The sequence below is a fragment of the Allokutzneria oryzae genome (genome assembly GCF_042429765.1).
Classification (GTDB): domain Bacteria; phylum Actinomycetota; class Actinomycetes; order Mycobacteriales; family Pseudonocardiaceae; genus Allokutzneria; species Allokutzneria oryzae.
In genome coordinates, this window is record NZ_JBHLZU010000027.1 from 31,204 (window position 1) to 46,911 (window position 15,708).

The window sequence follows — 15,708 nt, forward strand, 5'->3', positions numbered from 1 at the left end:
GGGAGACGATGATGGGGCGCATTGCCTTCGCGCTGTTGAGCACGGTTGCTGTGCTGGTGCTGCTGTTCGGCTACCGCACGAGCACCGGGGAGTCGGCAGAGCCGGTGCCCGCGAGCGGGCCCAGCGGCAGCCTGCCGGACGCGGTTCCTGGCACGCGGACCGTGACCGGTCCGGTCGTGACCACCAGGCGCGGTGTCGTTCAGGTGCGGATCACCTTGCAGGACAACAAGATTGTCACAGCTGAGGCGGTTCGCGTCCCGGACGGGGGCGGGCGGTACCGCGAGATCAACTCTCGCGCCGTCCCGCTGCTCGGCCAGGAGGCCGTGCGGGCGCAGAGCGCCGACATCGACGCGGTCACCGGCGCGACGGTCACCAGCGAGGGGTATCGCAGGTCCTTGCAGGCCGCGATCGACAAGGCGGGGCTGGCATGAGCAGGGGAGCGTGGGTCGAGCAGATCATGGGCATGCCGGTCAGCGTCCACCTGCGCGGGGCCGCGTCCGGTGAGGCCATGCCGAGGGCGGTCGAGGACGTCTTCGCCGAGCTGCGCGAGGCCGACCGGCTCTTCAGCACCTACCGGCCGGACAGCCAGATCAGCATGCTGGGCAGGGGAGAGCTTGAGCTCGGTGACTGCGATCCGCTGGTCTCCGAGGTGCTCTCGTTGTGCGACAAGGCCCGCGAGGCCACCGACGGGTGGTTCGACGTGCTGTTGCCCGAGCCGGACGGCACCTTCCGGCTCGACCCCTCCGGACTGGTCAAGGGCTGGGCGGTGGAGCGCGCCGCCGCCAGGCTCGGCAAGCGCTGGGCAGCCGACTACTACGTCAACGCCGGAGGCGACATCGCCTTGTGCGCCAGGGGAGACCAGCCGTGGCGCATCGGGGTCGAGGGCGCGTCGGCCGACACGCTCGTGGGGGTGCTGCCGCTGTTCGAGGGCGGCGTCGCCACCTCCGGCAACGCCCACCGCGGCGGCCACCTGGTGCGCCCGGACAACGGCAGGCCCGCCGCCGAGCTCGGTTCGGTGACCGTGATCGGGCCGTCGCTGATGTGGGCCGACGTCCTGGCGACCGCCGCGTTCGTGCGCGGCCCCGACGCGCTGGACTGGCTCCAGGTCCAGGAGGGCTACGACGCGGTCGTGGTCGCCCTGGACGGTTCGGTCGGCACCACCACCGGTATCCGCGGCGTCGTCGAAGCGGCGGCGAACAGGACCAACCACCACTAGAAGGAGAAGAAGATGAGCAACGACCCGCAGGACAAGGGCCAGGACCAGCCGACCGAGAAGTTCCAGCAGCCCCAGCCGGGACCGGCGCGGCCCGAACAGCCCGCCGCCCAGCCCCAGCCTCAGGCCCAGCCTCAGGCCCAGCCCGAACCGCAGCCCCAGCCTCAGGCCCAGCCCGAACCGCAGCCCCAGGCCGCCGCGGCTCCGATGCCGCCGCCTCCGCCCGCGCCGAAGAAGCAGCCGAAGGTGGTGCGGGCCAAGGCATGGGTGGCGGGACTGGTCGCGGCGGGACTGCTCCTGGTGGGTGGCGTCGGCGGAGCCCTCATCGCGAGCGTCGGCGGCCACGGCCACGGCCACTACGGCAAGGACCGGCACAACTCGCGCTTCGAGCAGCGCCAGGACCGCTTCGGCGACCGGGGCGGGCCTGGCCAGTGGGGCCCGTACCGGGGCGGTCAGCCGGGCGGCCCCGGCGGCTACTCCGGCTGAGCCCACCACGAGCGAAGCGGGCCGTTCGCGACGAACGGCCCGCTCCGCACTTCTGGTTCAGCGCACTCTCGTTGACTTGGTGGTGTCGAGCTCCATCCGCACCGCAGTGGGCAGTGCGGGGACTCCGAGGGCAGTGCGGGCCCTGGACAGCACGTCGCCATCCAGGTCCTGCCAGACCCTGCGGATGTCCGTGCCCGCCGCCAGCCACAGGTACAGCCGCAGCGCGGGTTCCTCCGTCGTGCCGACCAGGCGGGCCTTCGCCCGGCTGACGCCGTTCACCGCCTCCGCGTCCGCTCGGATCGCCTCGGTGACCGCACCCGCCGTCACCTTCAGCCTGCCGTCCACCGTGGTGTCCAGCAGCATGTCCGGCTGGTGCTCCGGGCGCAGCGACCGCACCGTCCACATCAGACCGACGACGAGCAGCAGGACGCCGAGCGCGATACCGGCCGCCTTGGTCCACTGTGGATTCTCCGCGACCCAGTCCATGACGACCGGGTCCAGCACGGAGCGCTGTGCGCGGAACTCGCCGAGCCAGCCGAGGCCGACCACGATCGCCGCAGCACCCGCCAGTACCGCCAGCACGCCGGTCAACGAGGTCAGCACCCGCTCCGCACGGGCGGAGCGGGCGATCGCGCGGACCGAGCGGCCCTTGCGGCTGGCGACGTCCTCGCGGCGTCCAGCATCCCCGGTCTTGGCGCCGATGTCCGACCCCGCAAGCGTTGTCACGATTCCTCCCCGAGGTTCATCGGCGGTCCTTGGGCGAGACGACCGCCACGCGGACCTTCGGCCGTGACGGCATCGGGAGGTCCGCGACCACGCCGCGCACCAGCTCCGTCACCTTGGGCCGCAGGTCGGGATCGCCGGAGCTCCTGCCGGTCGCGCGGACGCGGACCTTCTTGCGGCTCGCGGTGACCGTGGCCGCCGTGACGCCCTCCGCGGCGCGGACGCGCGTGCCGACGATCCGGGCCAGCGAACGCGGCGAGGTGGTCACCACGACCTCGTCGGCCGGGTCGGACAGGCGGATGTCCTTGCGCCGGGCGCTGCCGGAGACCAGCAACAGGACCAGGCCGAGCACGACCACCCCGCCGGCGGTCCACAGCACCGGCTGCCTGGACCAGGAGACCGGCTCCAGGCCCGCCATCCAGGCTCGCCACGGCACGATCAGCTCCGGTGCCCCCGGCCTGGCCAGCGAGGCGGTCATCTCGATCGCGAGCACGACGCCGGCGGCGGCGACCGCCAGGCCGAGCAGCGTCGAGAGCAGTCGTAGCAGTAGGCGCATCGTCCCTCACTCCACCCGCGCGGGCTGGTTCTCCGGCAGCAGCGCGGACACCGTCACGTCCACCGTCCGCACCCGGTAGCCGGTGACCCGGCCGACCTCGTCGACGACCCGCTCCCGCAGCGCGGCGACGGCCTCGCGGACCGGGACGGGATAGCGCAGCGCCAGCTCCAGCGCGACGTCGATCTCCCCGGAACCGCCGGTGATCCTGGCGGTGGTGCCGTGCTCGCCGCCGAGCCTGCCCCGGGTCCGCAGGGTGTCCGGGGCGTCGTCGGCGATCCGCTGCACGAGCTTGCGGAGCACGCCGGGGTGGATCTCCAGCGCACCCCGCTCCTCCGGTTCCGACGGCTCCGGCCTCGGCTCGGGGACGTGGACCGGCTCCTGGGCGGTGCTCCGGTCCAGGGTCGGGGCGCTCACTTGTCCCGGCCCCTGCCGAGCAGCTCACCGAGGTCGAGGTCGCCGTCGAGCACCCGGCCGACGACCAGGCCGAGCACGCCGACGGCCAGGGCCACGACCACGGCGGAGAACCCGCCGATGGCCCCGGCGGCGCCCAGGATGAGACCGGCGAGCAGACCGATCTGGGATGTGTTCATTTCTGGTCCTCAGCCTTCCTCGACTGCGCGCTCAGCGAACGCGCGGTGGTCTGCGGCGCCGGGCCCGCCAGCGCAGTGCGCGCCGGACCAGGCCGCGGACGCCGCTTCGCCGGTCGACGAAGACGACCTCGTCGGCGGCGGGACGGTGCTGGTCGGTGCTGCCGGCGAGCTCGGCGCGCAGCCGCGCGAGCCCCTCGATGAAGACATCCGGATCACCACCGACGTCGGGATGGTTGGCGCGGACGAAGTCGCGGATCGCGTCCTTGTCCGGCCGCTGTCGAACGGGTTCCTCCTGCGGGTGGTCAGCCATCGGGGCCGGTGACCACGTCGGCCACGGTGACGTCGACCGGGACGTCGCCGCCGACCCGCCGGACCCGCTCCCGCAGGTCGGCGACGACCTCGGGCAGCGGGCGGCCGAGCGTGAGCACGACCCCGATCTCCACCGGCTCGCCCGGCCCGCCCGCCCGGACGCCGTCCACCCGGCGGCCGGGCAGGTACGAGGTGATCGAGCCGAAGGCGCCCGCGTCCAGCCGCCGCACCGAGGGGTGCGCGAGCACCGCCTCGGCGATGGCGTCGGCCGGTTCGGTGGTGGGCATCGGCGCGCTCACTCGACGCGGGACTTGGTCTCCTCGGCGGAGGAGTCGTCGTCGCCGTTGGGCAGGTGGATGTCGTTGACGGAGATGTTGACCTCGATGACCTCCAGGCCCGTCATCCGCTCCACCGCGGTGATCACGTTGCGCCGCACCGCCCGTGCGAGGTCCACGATGGACGCCCCGTACTCCACGACGATGTCGAGGTCGATCGCGGCCTGCTTCTCGCCGACCTCGACCGCGACCCCGGTGCTGACCGAGGTGCCGCCGCCGGGGATGCGCTCGCGCAGCGCGCCGAAGGCCCGCGAGACGCCGCCGCCCATCGCGTGCACGCCGGAGATCTCCCGCGCCGCGATGCCCGCGATCTTCTGCACCACCGAGGAGGCGATGCTGGTCTTGCCCTGCGAGGTCTCGTCGGCGAGGCGGGCGGGCGCGGTCGAGCTCACCGAACGCTGCACGGGGGCGGCGGCCGACTCGGTCTTGGTGGGGCTGCTCTGAGCCATGGGGGTTCCCTTTCCGATCACGCCTCGATGATGTGCCGTCCGCAGTACTTCGACGGCCACACCAGATCGGATGCCCCCAGCCTGGAGATCATCTCGTTTTGTCACTCGAACGGGGGTAGACGAAGGTCCGGTCGTGGTGGGAGCACGTCGCTGACCTCGACCGCTACCTCGGGCGCCGCCGGGCCCACCGACTCCCGGAGCCGCTCGGCCACCCCGGCGGCGAGCCGCTCGGCGGCCACCGTCGCCGGGACGCCGTAGCGCACCGCGATCGACACGGTGATCACACCGTCCACGCTGGACAGTCCGCGCAGGTGCACGCCGGGCAGCTCGTGCAGCGCCTCCACCGCATGCCGCCGGGCGAGCAGCACGAGGGCCCGCTGGCTGACCTGGAGCCTGCCGCCCTCCTGCTCCACCTCGGCGGGCTCGGCGAACGCGTGCTCGCGCAGTCCGCGCACCGAGCCGAGCACCCGGGACAACAGCCCCTCCGGCAGCTCGACCGGGGCGGCGGCGGCCTCGCGCACCGGGCTCCACCTGTTCTCCAGCGCGGCGAGCTCGGCGCGGCAGTGCGCGCAGGTCCGCGCGTGCGCGGCGAGGCCGGTGTCGCTGGGCTCGATGCCGCCGTCGACGACGAGGTCGAGGAGCTCGCCCACCGTGCGACCGCAGGGCAGCGAGCGGTCGGCCGCTGATCCGCTCATCGCAGCTCCTCCAACTTGGCGAGCAAGGCAACCCTTGCCCGGTGCAGCCGCGAGCGCAAGGCCGGGACGCTCACCTCCAGCACGGCGGCGACCTCCTCGTAGCTCATCCCTTCCAGCTCCCGCAGCACCAGGGGTACCCGCTGGCTGGGTTCCAGCAGCGCGATCGCGTGCAGCACCGCGTCGACCTTCTCCCGCCGCAGCGCGGCCTGCTCCGGGGTCGGGCCGGAGTCGGCGAAGGAGGACTCGGCCTGGCCCTCCGGCTCCAGCGGCACGGTCGGCCTGCGCCTGCGGATCTGCGCGAGCGCGGCGTTGGTGACCACGCGGTAGAGCCAGGTGGTCGGGGCGGACTCACCCCGGAACTGGCCCATCGACCGCCACGCCGAGACCCACGCGTCCTGCACCACGTCCTCGGCGTCCGCGGGGTCGCCGAGGATGCGCAGGGCCACGCGGTAGAGCTTGGCGGTGTGCCGCCGGACCAGGGTGTCGAAGGAGGTGATATCGCCCTTGGCCGCCTCGGCGAACAGAGCGACGTCGTCGTCGCTCATGATGTTCGGCCCCGTCCGTATCTCACCAGCAGCGAACCGTCCTCGTGCAGCACGGAGACCAGCGAGAGCCCGCGCGGGGCCACCGGCAGCGGCCCCGTCGCGATCCGCCCGGCGTCACCGCCTGCCAGCAGCGGCGAGAAGGTGACGCACAGCTCGTCGACCAGGTCCTCGGCGATGAGGTTGCCGAACAGCCTCGGCCCGCCCTCGCAGTCGACCCGGTTGAGGCCGCGCTCGCCCAGCTCGGCCAGCGCGCGGTGCAGGTCGACCGAGTCCTCACCCGCGACGATCACCTCGCCGCCCGCCGCCGCGACGTTCCTGCGGGCGGAGGTGGGGGAGGACGCGCAGGTGAACACCAGCGGCGGCACCACGGTGTCGGTCAGCAGCGGGGACTCCGGGTCCAGCGCGCAGCGCCCGGTGACCAGGGCTATCGGCGGTACCGGCGACAGGCCGAGGCGCTTTCGCCGGTCGGTGCGGACCTCGCTGAGCGGGACGCCCGCGTAGCCCTCGATCACGGCGGTGCCAAGGCCGACCAGGATCACGTCGGCCAGGTCGCGGCCGAGCATGAAGACGCGGTGGTCGGCGGGGCTGGACAGCCCGCGCGAGCGGCCGTCCACGGTCACCGCGCCGTCCACACTGGACACGAAGTTGACCCGGACCCACGGCCGTGCCAAGGGCGCCGGGTAGGCGTAGAGATCCTCGATCCCGCTCTCGTCGAACTCGGCACCGGGCTGCGCTGGCCAGAGGCTGTCCACGGTCCTATCCCAGCACGGGCGCCCGCCGCTGGCGCGCTGCGGTGCCCACCCGGCTCCGGGATAGGCTCACCGCCATGCCCGCGCCCCGCCTGGTGGACCGGTTGCCCGAGGTCAGCACGGACGAGCTGGTCGCGGCGATGGTCCCGCCCCCGATGTTCGACGCGGTGTCCTTCGACACCTACCTGCCCAGCCCGGAGGAGCCGAGCCAGGCGGCGGCACTCGCGCGTTGTCGGGCGTTTGCCGGACGAGTCGCCGGGGACGGCCGCGCGAAGTCCTGGTGGAGCGGCCTGTTCGGCGGCGGCAAGCGGCAGGAGGGCACCGCCGGCCTCTACCTCGACGGCGGGTTCGGGGTCGGCAAGACCCACCTGCTCGCCTCGATCTGGCACGCCGCCCCCGCACCGAAGTCCTACGGCACCTTCGTCGAGCTGACGCACCTGGTGGGCGCGCTCGGCTTCGCCGAGGCCGTGCGGCGGCTCTCCGAGCACAGGCTGCTGGCCATCGACGAGTTCGAGCTGGACGACCCCGGCGACACGATGCTGGTGACCCGGCTGCTGTCGGAGCTGACCGCCGCGGGCGTGTTCGTCGCGGCCACCTCCAACACGCTGCCGGACAAGCTCGGCGAGGGCCGCTTCGCCGCCGACAGCTTCCTCCGCGAGATCCAGGCGCTGTCCGCGCGCTTCGACGTGGCGCGCGTCGACGGCCCCGACTACCGCCACCGCGGCCTGCCCGATGCGCCGGATCCGCTGACCGACGAGGAGCTGGCGGCGCGGGCGGAGGAGGCCGAGGGCGCGACGCTGGACTCCTTCGACGAGCTGTGCGCGCACCTGGCCCGCCTGCACCCATCGCGTTATGGGCGCCTCGTCGACGACGTGCCCCTGGTGTTGGTCAGCGGGGTGCGCGCGGCGGCCGACCAGGACGTCGCGCTGCGGCTCGTGGTCCTCGCGGATCGGCTCTACGACCGGAACATCCCGGTCGCCGTCTCGGGCAGCCCGTTGTCGGCGATGTTCAACGAGGAGATGCTCCGCGGCGGCTACCGCAAGAAGTACCTGCGCGCGATCAGCCGGCTCACCGCCCTGTCGCGCATGGCGAACCGTTAACCGTTTCGTGCCGCTGTGATGCCTGCTGCATGATTGCCCACCGTGGGATACCTCGAAGCGGCCAGCCTGTCCTATCACCTCTCCGACGGACGGGAGCTGTTCCGGGACGTCTCGATCAAGGTCAACTCGGGCACCGTCGTCGCGCTCGTCGGGTCCAACGGCGCGGGCAAGACCACGCTGCTGCGGCTGCTCTCCGGTGAGCTGAAGGCCGACGAGGGCTCGGTCGTCGTGCAGGGCGGGCTCGCGGTGATGCCGCAGTTCGTCGGGTCGGTCCGCGACGACCGCACCGTGCGTGATCTTCTGCTTTCCGTTTCGCCCCAACCACTTCGCGATGCCGCGGCGGAGCTGGACGCGGTGGAGCTGAAGCTGATGGAGGTCGACGACGAGCCCACCCAGATGCGCTACGCCAACGCGCTCACGGCGTGGGGCGAGGTCGGTGGGTACGACGCCGAGGTGCTGTGGGACACCGTGACCGTGGCCGCGATGGGCATGCCCTTCGACCGCGCGCAGTACCGGGGCGTCAAGACGCTCTCCGGCGGTGAGCAGAAGCGGCTCGTGCTGGAGACGCTGTTCCGCGGCCGCGAGCAGGTGCTGTTGCTCGACGAGCCGGACAACTACCTCGACGTGCCCGGAAAGCGTTGGCTGGAAAAGAAACTCGCCGAGTCCGACAAGGCCGTCCTGGTGGTCTCGCACGACCGCGAGCTGCTGGCGACCGCGGCCACCCACGTGGTGACCGTCGAAGCGCAGACGGCGTGGACGCACACGGGCAGCTTCGGCACCTGGCACGAGGCCCGTGAGGCGCGGTGGGAGCGGGTCGCCGAGCTCCACCGGCGGTGGGACGAGGAGCACCAGAAGCTCAAGGACCTCGTGCGGACCCTGCGAGACCAGGCGGCGAGCAGCCCCGACATGGCTTCGCGGTACCGCGCGATGCAGACCCGGCTGCGGAAGTTCGAGGAGGCTGGCAGGCCACCGGAGATGCCTCGCGAGGAGAAGGTCACGCCCCGCCTGCGCGGCGGCCGCACCGGCATCCGCGCGATCACCTGTGAGCGGTTGGAGCTCACCGGGCTGATGAAGCCGTTCGACCTGGAGGTGTTCTTCGCCGACCGCGTCGCTGTGTTGGGGTCCAACGGTTCCGGGAAGAGCCACTTCCTGAGACTGTTGGCGGACAAGGCATCCGTGGCGCACACCGGCGCGTGCCGCCTGGGCGCGCGGGTGGAGCCGGGGTTGTTCGCGCAGACCCACGAGCACCCGGAGTGGATCGGCAAGACGCTCACCGAGGTGCTCTGGCACGGCGACGACCAGCGCCCCGGACTGGACCGGGGCAAGGCCATGGGGGCGTTGCGGCGCTACGGGCTGGAGGCGTCGGGCGACCAGCGCTTCGAGACCCTCTCCGGCGGACAGCAGGCGCGGTTCCAGATCCTGCTGCTCGAACTGACCGGGGCCACGCTGCTGCTGCTCGACGAGCCGACCGACAACCTCGACCTGACCTCGGCGGAGGCGTTGCAGGACGCGCTGGAGCAGTTCACCGGCACGGTCGTCGCGGTCACCCACGACAGGTGGTTCGCGCGGTCGTTCGACCGGTTCGTGGTGTTCCGCTCCGACGGCTCCGTTGTCGAGTCGGACGAGCCGGTGTGGGACGAGAGCCGCGTTCAGCGCGCCCGCTGACCCCGCACCATGCGCACGACCTCGTCGCGGACCTGGTCGAACCGGGTCGCGAAGGTCTCGCCGGGGCACGCGGTGGTGACCCAGTCGCGGTGCCTGCTGATCACCGGCTTGGTCACGCGGGCGCCGTTGTCGGGGTTGACGTAGTCGAAGGACCCGGCGGGGTCGACGCCGCACAGCAGGCTCAGCGCGGCGAGCGTGCGCACCAGGCTGGTCCGCGCTCCCGTGCCGGGCTGTGCGGAGGTCATGTCGCCGAGCAGGCAGATCCCGATGTTGCCCATGTTGTGCCCGGCGACGTGCCCACCGGTCACCACGAGCGGTCTGACCCCCGGATTGGGGTGCTTGTCGAAGATCGGCGTGGCGTCGCGGCCGGAGTACCTGCCCTCGTAGACCACCCCTTCGGGGTCGATGAGCAGGTGGTAGCCGATGTCGGCCCACTCGCGCTTGACCGCGTGCAGCTCGTGGATGCCGCGCAGCGCGGCGTCGCGGTCACCGTCGACGGGAAGGGCGGAGTGGTGCACGACCAGCCCCTGCACCGGCGAGAACCGCAAGGCCCACCGCTCACCGCCGTTCGGGTAGACGCGAACGGCCTCGTTGGCGCCCCAGGCCGCCCTGGGCCGCGCGTTGATCGCGAGATCGGGCCGACCGGCCGGGGTGAGCACCCCGGCGAGCGCCTTCGCCCCGCCCCCGGCCGCCCGGCCTCCGCCTCCGGCTCCGCCTCCTGCTCCCGCCCCGCCTCCGGCTGCCCGGCCTCCGGCTCCTGCTCCCGCCCCGCCCCCGGCGGCCCGGCCTCCGCCTCCGGCTCCCACTCCGCCTCCGGCGCCCCGGCCTCCGCCTCCCACTCCGACCACGACCGCCCCGACAACCCCACTCAACAACGCCCGCCGCGTAGCCATGGCGCAACCCTGCGCCAGCCTCCGCGCCCCCGCCCGCCACACCACCCGTCCGTGGTCACGCGGCTGCCATTCGCGGGCTTATGGACGTGTTCGGTGCTCCGGAACGGTCCATAAGCCCGCGAATGGCCGTAAGGGGTCAGGGGGAGACGACCTCGGCGATGGCGTCGACGCCGCGGTCGATCTCCTCGCGGGTGATCACCAGGGGTGGGGCGACGCGGAGGGTGTTGTCGTGGGTCTCCTTGCAGAGCACACCCCTGGCCGCGAGGGCCTTGGAGGCGTCCCGGCCCGCCGGGCCGCCGGGGGCGATCTCCACGCCGGCCCACAGGCCGCGGCCGCGGACCTGGGAGACGCCCTTGCCGATCAGCTCGCCCAGGCGGGTGTGCAGGTGCTCGCCGAGCTCGCGGGAGCGCTGCTGGAACTCGCCGGTGCGCAGGAGCTTGACCACCGCCCGGCCGACCGCGCAGGCCAGCGGGTTGCCGCCGAAGGTCGACCCGTGCTCGCCGGGCCGCAGCACGCCGAGCACGTCGCGGCGGCCGACCACGGCCGAGACCGGGACGATGCCGCCGCCGAGTGCCTTGCCCAGGGTGTACAGGTCGGCGCGGACGCCCTCGTGGTCCAGCGCCAGCAGCTCGCCCGTGCGGGCCAGGCCGGACTGGATCTCGTCGGCGATCAGCAGGACGTTGTTCTCGTCGCAGATCCGGCGCAGCTCGGCGAAGTAGCCGGGCGGCGGGACGAGCACGCCGGCCTCGCCCTGGATCGGCTCGACCAGCACGGCGGCGGTGTTCGGGGTGATCGCCGCCGCGACCTCGCCCGCGTCGCCGTAGGCCGTCGACACGAAGCCCGGGGTGTAGGGGCCGTAGTCGGCGCGGGCCACCTCGTCGTCGGAGAAGGACACGATCGTGGTGGTGCGGCCGTGGAAGTTCGAACCGGCGACGACGATCTGCGCCTGGTTCGCCGGGACGCCCTTGACCCGGTAGGCCCACTTGCGGGCCACCTTGATCGCGGACTCGACCGCCTCCGCGCCGGAGTTCATCGGCAGCACCAGGTCGGTGCCGGTCAGCTCCGCCAGCTCCTGGCAGAACAGGCCGAGCTGGTCGTGGTGGAAGGCGCGGCTGGTCAGCGTCACCCGGTTCAGCTGGTCAACGGCGGCGGCGACCAGGTCGGGGTGGCGGTGGCCGAAGTTCAGCGCGGAGTAGCCGGAGAGGAAGTCCAGGTAGCTGCGGCCCTCCACGTCGGTGACCCAGGCGCCTTCGGCGTGGGCGATGACGACCGGGAGCGGGTGGTAGTTGTGGGTGCTCCAGGTCTCGTCGAGGGCGACGTACTCGGCCGAGGAGCGCAGCGGGCCGGTGGTCGGGCGATCGGCGATGGCGGTCATGGCGTAAGGCTAGGCCGCATCTGCCGACGATTTCAGCCGTCAGGCATTGCTCATGGCAGTGGTTTGTTGCGCGATTGGGTGATTTCACGGAGATCTGTTGTGTCAAGAAGGTTCAGAAGCCGGGATGACGCCTGTTGGCGTCATCCACTGCGCCATCGGCAGGTACGGCGCGGTCACCTGGTTGCCCGGTGCGCAATGTTGGGCAGGAGGTCTTCCCAAAGGGCAATGGTCTAGTCCAGTGTGCTGAGAACTCCGATCACTGGACGAGGGGCATGACGATGGCGAAGCTCGACCCCGCGAGCGGGTCCTCAGCGGCACGAGACAGCGGCCTCGGCCGACGGAAGTTCCTTGGCGTGCTCGGCGGTGTGGTCGGCGGGAGTGTGCTCATGTCGCACGGTGCTCAGGCGGCGACGCACGGCGTGGCGACGCGGCGGGTCTTCCTCGGCTGCTACACGCTGGGCGCGGGTGGTGGGAAGGGCATTGGTCTGGCCGACGCCGACGTGCAGACCGGCGCGCTCACCGTCACCTCGACGCTGGAGGGCGTGGTCAACCCGTCCTTCCTGACCCTCGCCCCGAACCGGCGGACGGTCTACGCGGTCAACGAGACCACCGACGGCCGGGTCAGCGCGTTCGCCGTGGACGCGGCGGGCGGGCTCAAGGCGCTCGGCTCGCAGTCCGCGCTCGGCGCCGACCCGTGCCACCTCGCCGTGCACCCCAGCGGCCGGTTCCTGCTGACCGCCAACTACTCCTCCGGATCCGTCGCGGTGCACCCGATCCGCGAGGGCGGGGCGCTCGGCGCGGCGACGGACCTGGTGCAGCACACCGGCTCCGGGCCCGACCCCGACCGGCAGAAGGGGCCGCACGCCCACCAGGTGCTGACCGACCCGAGCGGCCGGTGGGTGCACGCGGTGGACCTCGGCACCGACTCGGTGTACGTCTACCGGCTGGACCTGGGCACGGGGAAGCTCAGCAGGCATTCGCAGGCGAAGCTCAAGCCCGGCGCGGGGCCCCGGCACATCGCCTTCCACCCTGGCGGCCGCGCCGCTTACGTCGCCAACGAGTTGGACTCCACGATCACCGTCTGCGAGTGGGACTCCGCGACGGGGACGCTCAAGCCCGGCCCGTCGCTGCCCACCGCCCCGGCGGGCGGGGTGACCAGGAACTACCCGGCCGAGGTGACCGTCTCGCCGGACGGTCGCTTCGTCTACCTGTCCAACCGGGGCCACGACAGCATCGCGATCTTCGCGGTCGCCGACGGCGGTCGCGGGCTCACCCCGGCGGGCACACCGTCCTGCGGCGGCGCGTGGCCGAGGCACATCGTGCTCAGCTGCGACGGGCGGTTCCTCTACTCGGCCAACGAGCGCTCCCCCGGAGTGGCGGTCTTCCGGGTCGACCGGAGCACGGGTGGTCTCGCCCAGGTGGGGCAGCAGCTGAGCACCCCGCGTCCGGTCTGCGTTCTCCCCGCCTGACGTCGTCAGTCGGATGGAGCACCTCCGGGAGCTGTTCAGGCTAATTTCTCCTCCCCGGAGAATTATCCATCTTCCTCCCCACGACGCTGCGTGCTACTCATGAGTTATGTGTTAGTGCACACAACGTCGTGGGGAGGCCCTGGTGGGCGCTAGATCTGTTTTTGCGGTGGCAGCCGCAGCAATCTCGTTAAGCATTGTCGCGGCGGCACCCGCAATTGCGGCTCCGAAGGCTGCGGAGAACTACGTCGCCCTCGGTGACTCCTATGACTCGGGTGTGGGGACCCGGACCTACGACTCCTCCAGCGGGGACTGCCGCAGGAGCCCTGCCGCCTACGCGCAGCTGTGGGCCAAGGCCAACAGCCCCGCCTCGTTCAAGTTCGTCGCGTGCTCGGGTGCGCGCACGGCGGACGTGCAGAAGCAAGCCGACCAGCTCAGCTCGTCCACGACGCTGGTCAGCGTCTCGGTCGGCGGCAACGACATCGGCTTCGCCAGCGTGCTGACCTCCTGCCAGCTCGGCAGCGACGAGGACTGCTTCGCCAAGGTCAACGAGGCGGTCAACCAGGGCAAGACCACGCTGCCCGCCAAGCTGGACGCCACCTACTCCAAGATCAAGTCGAAGGCGCCGTCGGCCAAGGTCGTCGTCTTCAACTACCCCCGCCTGTTCGACCTGGGCACCTGCGGCCTCGGCGGGCTGAGCAAGGCCAAGCGGGAGCGGCTCAACCAGGCCGCCGACACCCTCTCCGGCGTCATCTCCGGTCGGGTGGCCGCGGCGGGCTTCCGCCTCGCCGACATCCGCGACCGGTTCGACGGCCACGGCATCTGCTCCAAGGCGGAATGGCTCAACGGCCTGTCCTGGCCGATCAACGAGTCCTACCACCCGAACACCAACGGACATTCCCAGGGCTACCTCGCCGCGTTCACGGCGGCGCTCTGAGTAGCCGAAGGAGTTCACTCCGCCGCCGTCCTCGATGAGGGCGGCGGCGTTTTTTGCCCAACCGAGCGTGAAAAGGTTGAGCCGATCTGGCTAACCGCTTTCTTCTTGAGGAAGAGGGGTTGACTTTCCGGCGCTCTTCGGCCTATTTCGAAACGCCTTCTTTTCCGATTGTTCGACCACCTTTCCGGCGTACTCCGTAGCGGTGACCCGGGCGCGGCCGCGCGCCGGGAGCTGGCACGATCAAGGGCACGGGGCCGTGAGAGTGAGGAGGGCGAGCGTGACGACGCTGGAAACCGGGACCGAGGTGCTCCACGCCCTCGCCGACCGGGCCGCCGAGTGCGCGGGGGAGGCCGCGGGACACCGCGACGCGGCCGAGCACGCGCACTCCGAGCTCGTGTTGGCGTGGGTCGGATCGGTCCATCCGGAAGCCGCCACGGCCCAGGCGTACGCCGCCACCGGGTCCCAGAAGGTCAACGACGCCGTCTACCGGCTGCACCGCGCCGCCGAGCTGCTGCGCGAGGTCGCCATCCGCGAACGCGCGGCGAGGGAGGAGCGATGACCTCCATCGGCGCGGTGCACGAGCGCCTGCGGCTGGCGCGCGCGACCCTGCCAGACGGGCCGCTGCGCGAGCTCGCCGGGCGCATCCTCGACGAGCTGCGGCCGGAGCTGAACGCGGCGATGGACCCCGGTTCGGGCTACGAGCTCCAGGACGCCATGGCGTTGCTCGGCGCGGCGGCGGGTGACCTGCTCTCCGCCGCGGACGACTTCGAGCTCGCCAGGGAGCGCACCAACACCTACCTGGGCCGCGCGAAGTAGCTGCCGGGGGAGACGCCGAAGGCGCGGCGGAACGCGGCGACGAACGCGCTCGCCGTGCCGTAGCCGACCTTGCGCGCCACGGTGCCGACCGCCGTGCCCTCGGCGAGCAGCGGCAGCGCGGCGCACATCCGGTTCTGCGCGCGCCAGTGGCCGAAGGTCATCCCGGTGCCCGCGACGAACAGCCGCGCCAGCGTGCGCTCGCTCGCGCCGGTGACGCGGCCCCAGCTCGCGAGGTCGCGGTCGTCGGCGGGGTTCGCGCGCAGCGCGTCGGCGACCGCACGGGCCCGCTGGTCAGCCGGTGTCGGCAGCTGCACCGTCGTCACCGACACCGGCTCCAGCAGGTCGAAGACCACCGCCTCCGCCCGTGCCCGCGCGTCCGGGGCGAGGTCGTCCCGGCTGAGGTGGTCGATCAGCTCGCCGAGCAGCGGGCCCACCGCGATCACGGTCGGCTCCGCCCAGTCGACCGGGCAGGAGCGCGGCGGGAAGTAGACGCTGCGCATCACGGCAGGGCCGATCGCGGCGGTGCTGTGCTCCACGTCGGCGGGGATCCACAGCGCGCGGGCGCTCGGCAACACCCAGGTCCCGCCGGTCGCGGTCACGGTGATCACGCCGTCGGTGGCCCAGTTCAGCTGGTGCACCGGATGGCTGTGCCGCTCGAAGCGCAGGCCGCCCGGCATGGTCAGGCTGCCGACCATGATCACGTTGAAGGACGGCTCGGGGACGACGCTGCCAGTGGCGTGGCTGTCTGGCGACATTGGTTGACAGCGTAGCTCGTAGCGGCCAGCGCACACCGCTGCCTACGGTCG

The 15,708-nt window shown here is 72.2% G+C and carries 22 protein-coding genes; 9 read left to right on the forward strand and 13 right to left on the reverse strand.

What is annotated here, in order from left to right; genetic code table 11:
• Positions 1-11: 11 nt before the first annotated feature.
• From ACFFQA_RS30815 to ACFFQA_RS30825, 3 genes are read left to right on the forward strand one after another with little or no spacing between them, the layout of a single operon-like run.
• The gene (locus ACFFQA_RS30815) at positions 12-431 is read left to right on the forward strand and encodes an FMN-binding protein (RefSeq protein WP_377859989.1); all 420 of its coding nucleotides are present in this window, start codon (positions 12-14) and stop codon (positions 429-431) included.
• Positions 428-1,216 (forward strand): FAD:protein FMN transferase, encoded by a 789-nt coding sequence (locus ACFFQA_RS30820; RefSeq protein WP_377859991.1) that lies wholly within the window; start codon positions 428-430, stop codon positions 1,214-1,216. Before ACFFQA_RS30815 ends, ACFFQA_RS30820 begins: the two co-directional genes overlap by 4 nt.
• Positions 1,217-1,228: 12 nt before the next feature.
• Positions 1,229-1,699, forward strand: a complete 471-nt coding sequence (locus ACFFQA_RS30825; RefSeq protein ID WP_377859993.1) for a hypothetical protein — start codon at positions 1,229-1,231, stop codon at positions 1,697-1,699.
• 57 nt (positions 1,700-1,756) lie between these two features.
• Here ACFFQA_RS30825 and ACFFQA_RS30830 read toward each other — a convergent pair whose 3' ends face one another.
• The 10 genes from ACFFQA_RS30830 to ACFFQA_RS30875 form a co-directional block, all read right to left on the reverse strand.
• Positions 1,757-2,425, reverse strand: coding sequence for an alkaline shock response membrane anchor protein AmaP (locus ACFFQA_RS30830; protein ID WP_446681695.1), 669 nt, complete (start codon positions 2,423-2,425; stop codon positions 1,757-1,759).
• Positions 2,426-2,441: 16 nt separating this feature from the next.
• A complete protein-coding gene (locus ACFFQA_RS30835; protein WP_377859995.1) occupies positions 2,442-2,978 on the reverse strand; it encodes a DUF6286 domain-containing protein in 537 nt (178 codons plus the stop codon).
• A 6-nt stretch (positions 2,979-2,984) separates the two neighbouring features.
• Positions 2,985-3,392 (reverse strand): Asp23/Gls24 family envelope stress response protein, encoded by a 408-nt coding sequence (locus ACFFQA_RS30840; protein ID WP_377859997.1) that lies wholly within the window; start codon positions 3,390-3,392, stop codon positions 2,985-2,987.
• Positions 3,389-3,568: a hypothetical protein gene (locus ACFFQA_RS30845; RefSeq protein WP_377859998.1), complete on the reverse strand. Its 180-nt coding sequence runs from the start codon at positions 3,566-3,568 to the stop codon at positions 3,389-3,391. Before ACFFQA_RS30845 ends, ACFFQA_RS30840 begins: the two co-directional genes overlap by 4 nt.
• Before the next feature lie 31 nt (positions 3,569-3,599).
• A complete protein-coding gene (locus ACFFQA_RS30850; protein WP_377860000.1) occupies positions 3,600-3,878 on the reverse strand; it encodes a hypothetical protein in 279 nt (92 codons plus the stop codon).
• Positions 3,871-4,164 carry a hypothetical protein gene (locus tag ACFFQA_RS30855; RefSeq protein WP_377860002.1) on the reverse strand — a complete coding sequence of 98 codons (294 nt, stop codon included), beginning with the start codon at positions 4,162-4,164 and terminating at the stop codon, positions 3,871-3,873. Before ACFFQA_RS30855 ends, ACFFQA_RS30850 begins: the two co-directional genes overlap by 8 nt.
• 8 nt (positions 4,165-4,172) lie before the next feature.
• On the reverse strand, positions 4,173-4,661 hold the full coding sequence (locus ACFFQA_RS30860) for an Asp23/Gls24 family envelope stress response protein (RefSeq protein ID WP_377860004.1): 489 nt from the start codon (positions 4,659-4,661) through the stop codon (positions 4,173-4,175).
• A gap of 101 nt (positions 4,662-4,762) precedes the next feature.
• Positions 4,763-5,356 carry an anti-sigma factor gene (locus tag ACFFQA_RS30865; RefSeq protein ID WP_377860006.1) on the reverse strand — a complete coding sequence of 198 codons (594 nt, stop codon included), beginning with the start codon at positions 5,354-5,356 and terminating at the stop codon, positions 4,763-4,765.
• A complete protein-coding gene (locus ACFFQA_RS30870; RefSeq protein WP_377860008.1) occupies positions 5,353-5,901 on the reverse strand; it encodes an RNA polymerase sigma factor in 549 nt (182 codons plus the stop codon). The genes ACFFQA_RS30865 and ACFFQA_RS30870 overlap by 4 nt, the downstream gene beginning before the upstream one ends.
• Positions 5,898-6,653, reverse strand: a complete 756-nt coding sequence (locus tag ACFFQA_RS30875; protein ID WP_377860010.1) for a pyrimidine reductase family protein — start codon at positions 6,651-6,653, stop codon at positions 5,898-5,900. The genes ACFFQA_RS30870 and ACFFQA_RS30875 overlap by 4 nt, the downstream gene beginning before the upstream one ends.
• Positions 6,654-6,727: 74 nt before the next feature.
• On the opposite strand from ACFFQA_RS30875, the gene zapE reads away from it, so the two are divergent.
• Both zapE and ACFFQA_RS30885 read left to right on the forward strand, forming a co-directional pair.
• Positions 6,728-7,750 carry a cell division protein ZapE gene (gene zapE, locus ACFFQA_RS30880; protein WP_377860012.1) on the forward strand — a complete coding sequence of 341 codons (1,023 nt, stop codon included), beginning with the start codon at positions 6,728-6,730 and terminating at the stop codon, positions 7,748-7,750.
• 42 nt (positions 7,751-7,792) lie between these two features.
• The gene (locus ACFFQA_RS30885; protein ID WP_377860014.1) at positions 7,793-9,415 is read left to right on the forward strand and encodes an ABC-F family ATP-binding cassette domain-containing protein; all 1,623 of its coding nucleotides are present in this window, start codon (positions 7,793-7,795) and stop codon (positions 9,413-9,415) included.
• On the opposite strand, the gene ACFFQA_RS30890 is transcribed toward ACFFQA_RS30885, so the two are convergent.
• Both ACFFQA_RS30890 and rocD read right to left on the reverse strand, forming a co-directional pair.
• Complete coding sequence (locus tag ACFFQA_RS30890; protein WP_377860016.1) at positions 9,400-10,221, reverse strand: peptidoglycan recognition protein family protein; 822 nt, start codon at positions 10,219-10,221, stop codon at positions 9,400-9,402. The two genes, ACFFQA_RS30885 and ACFFQA_RS30890, sit on opposite strands and share 16 nt — an antisense overlap.
• A 223-nt stretch (positions 10,222-10,444) precedes the next feature.
• The gene (rocD, locus tag ACFFQA_RS30895; protein ID WP_377860018.1) at positions 10,445-11,683 is read right to left on the reverse strand and encodes an ornithine--oxo-acid transaminase; all 1,239 of its coding nucleotides are present in this window, start codon (positions 11,681-11,683) and stop codon (positions 10,445-10,447) included.
• Positions 11,684-11,961: 278 nt separating this feature from the next.
• Here rocD and ACFFQA_RS30900 point away from each other — a divergent pair, with 278 nt between their 5' ends.
• The 4 genes from ACFFQA_RS30900 to ACFFQA_RS30915 all read left to right on the forward strand — a co-directional run bounded on the left by ACFFQA_RS30900 (position 11,962) and on the right by ACFFQA_RS30915 (position 14,902).
• Entirely contained in the window at positions 11,962-13,152 is a 1,191-nt protein-coding gene (locus tag ACFFQA_RS30900; protein WP_377860020.1) for a lactonase family protein, read from the forward strand.
• A gap of 166 nt (positions 13,153-13,318) precedes the next feature.
• A complete protein-coding gene (locus ACFFQA_RS30905; protein ID WP_377860022.1) occupies positions 13,319-14,086 on the forward strand; it encodes an SGNH/GDSL hydrolase family protein in 768 nt (255 codons plus the stop codon).
• Positions 14,087-14,363: 277 nt separating this feature from the next.
• Complete coding sequence (locus tag ACFFQA_RS30910) at positions 14,364-14,645, forward strand: hypothetical protein (RefSeq protein ID WP_377860024.1); 282 nt, start codon at positions 14,364-14,366, stop codon at positions 14,643-14,645.
• Positions 14,642-14,902: a hypothetical protein gene (locus tag ACFFQA_RS30915; protein ID WP_377860026.1), complete on the forward strand. Its 261-nt coding sequence runs from the start codon at positions 14,642-14,644 to the stop codon at positions 14,900-14,902. The genes ACFFQA_RS30910 and ACFFQA_RS30915 overlap by 4 nt, the downstream gene beginning before the upstream one ends.
• On the opposite strand, the gene ACFFQA_RS30920 is transcribed toward ACFFQA_RS30915, so the two are convergent.
• A complete protein-coding gene (locus tag ACFFQA_RS30920; protein WP_377860028.1) occupies positions 14,881-15,657 on the reverse strand; it encodes an AraC family transcriptional regulator in 777 nt (258 codons plus the stop codon). The two genes, ACFFQA_RS30915 and ACFFQA_RS30920, sit on opposite strands and share 22 nt — an antisense overlap.
• Positions 15,658-15,708: the final 51 nt, after the last annotated feature.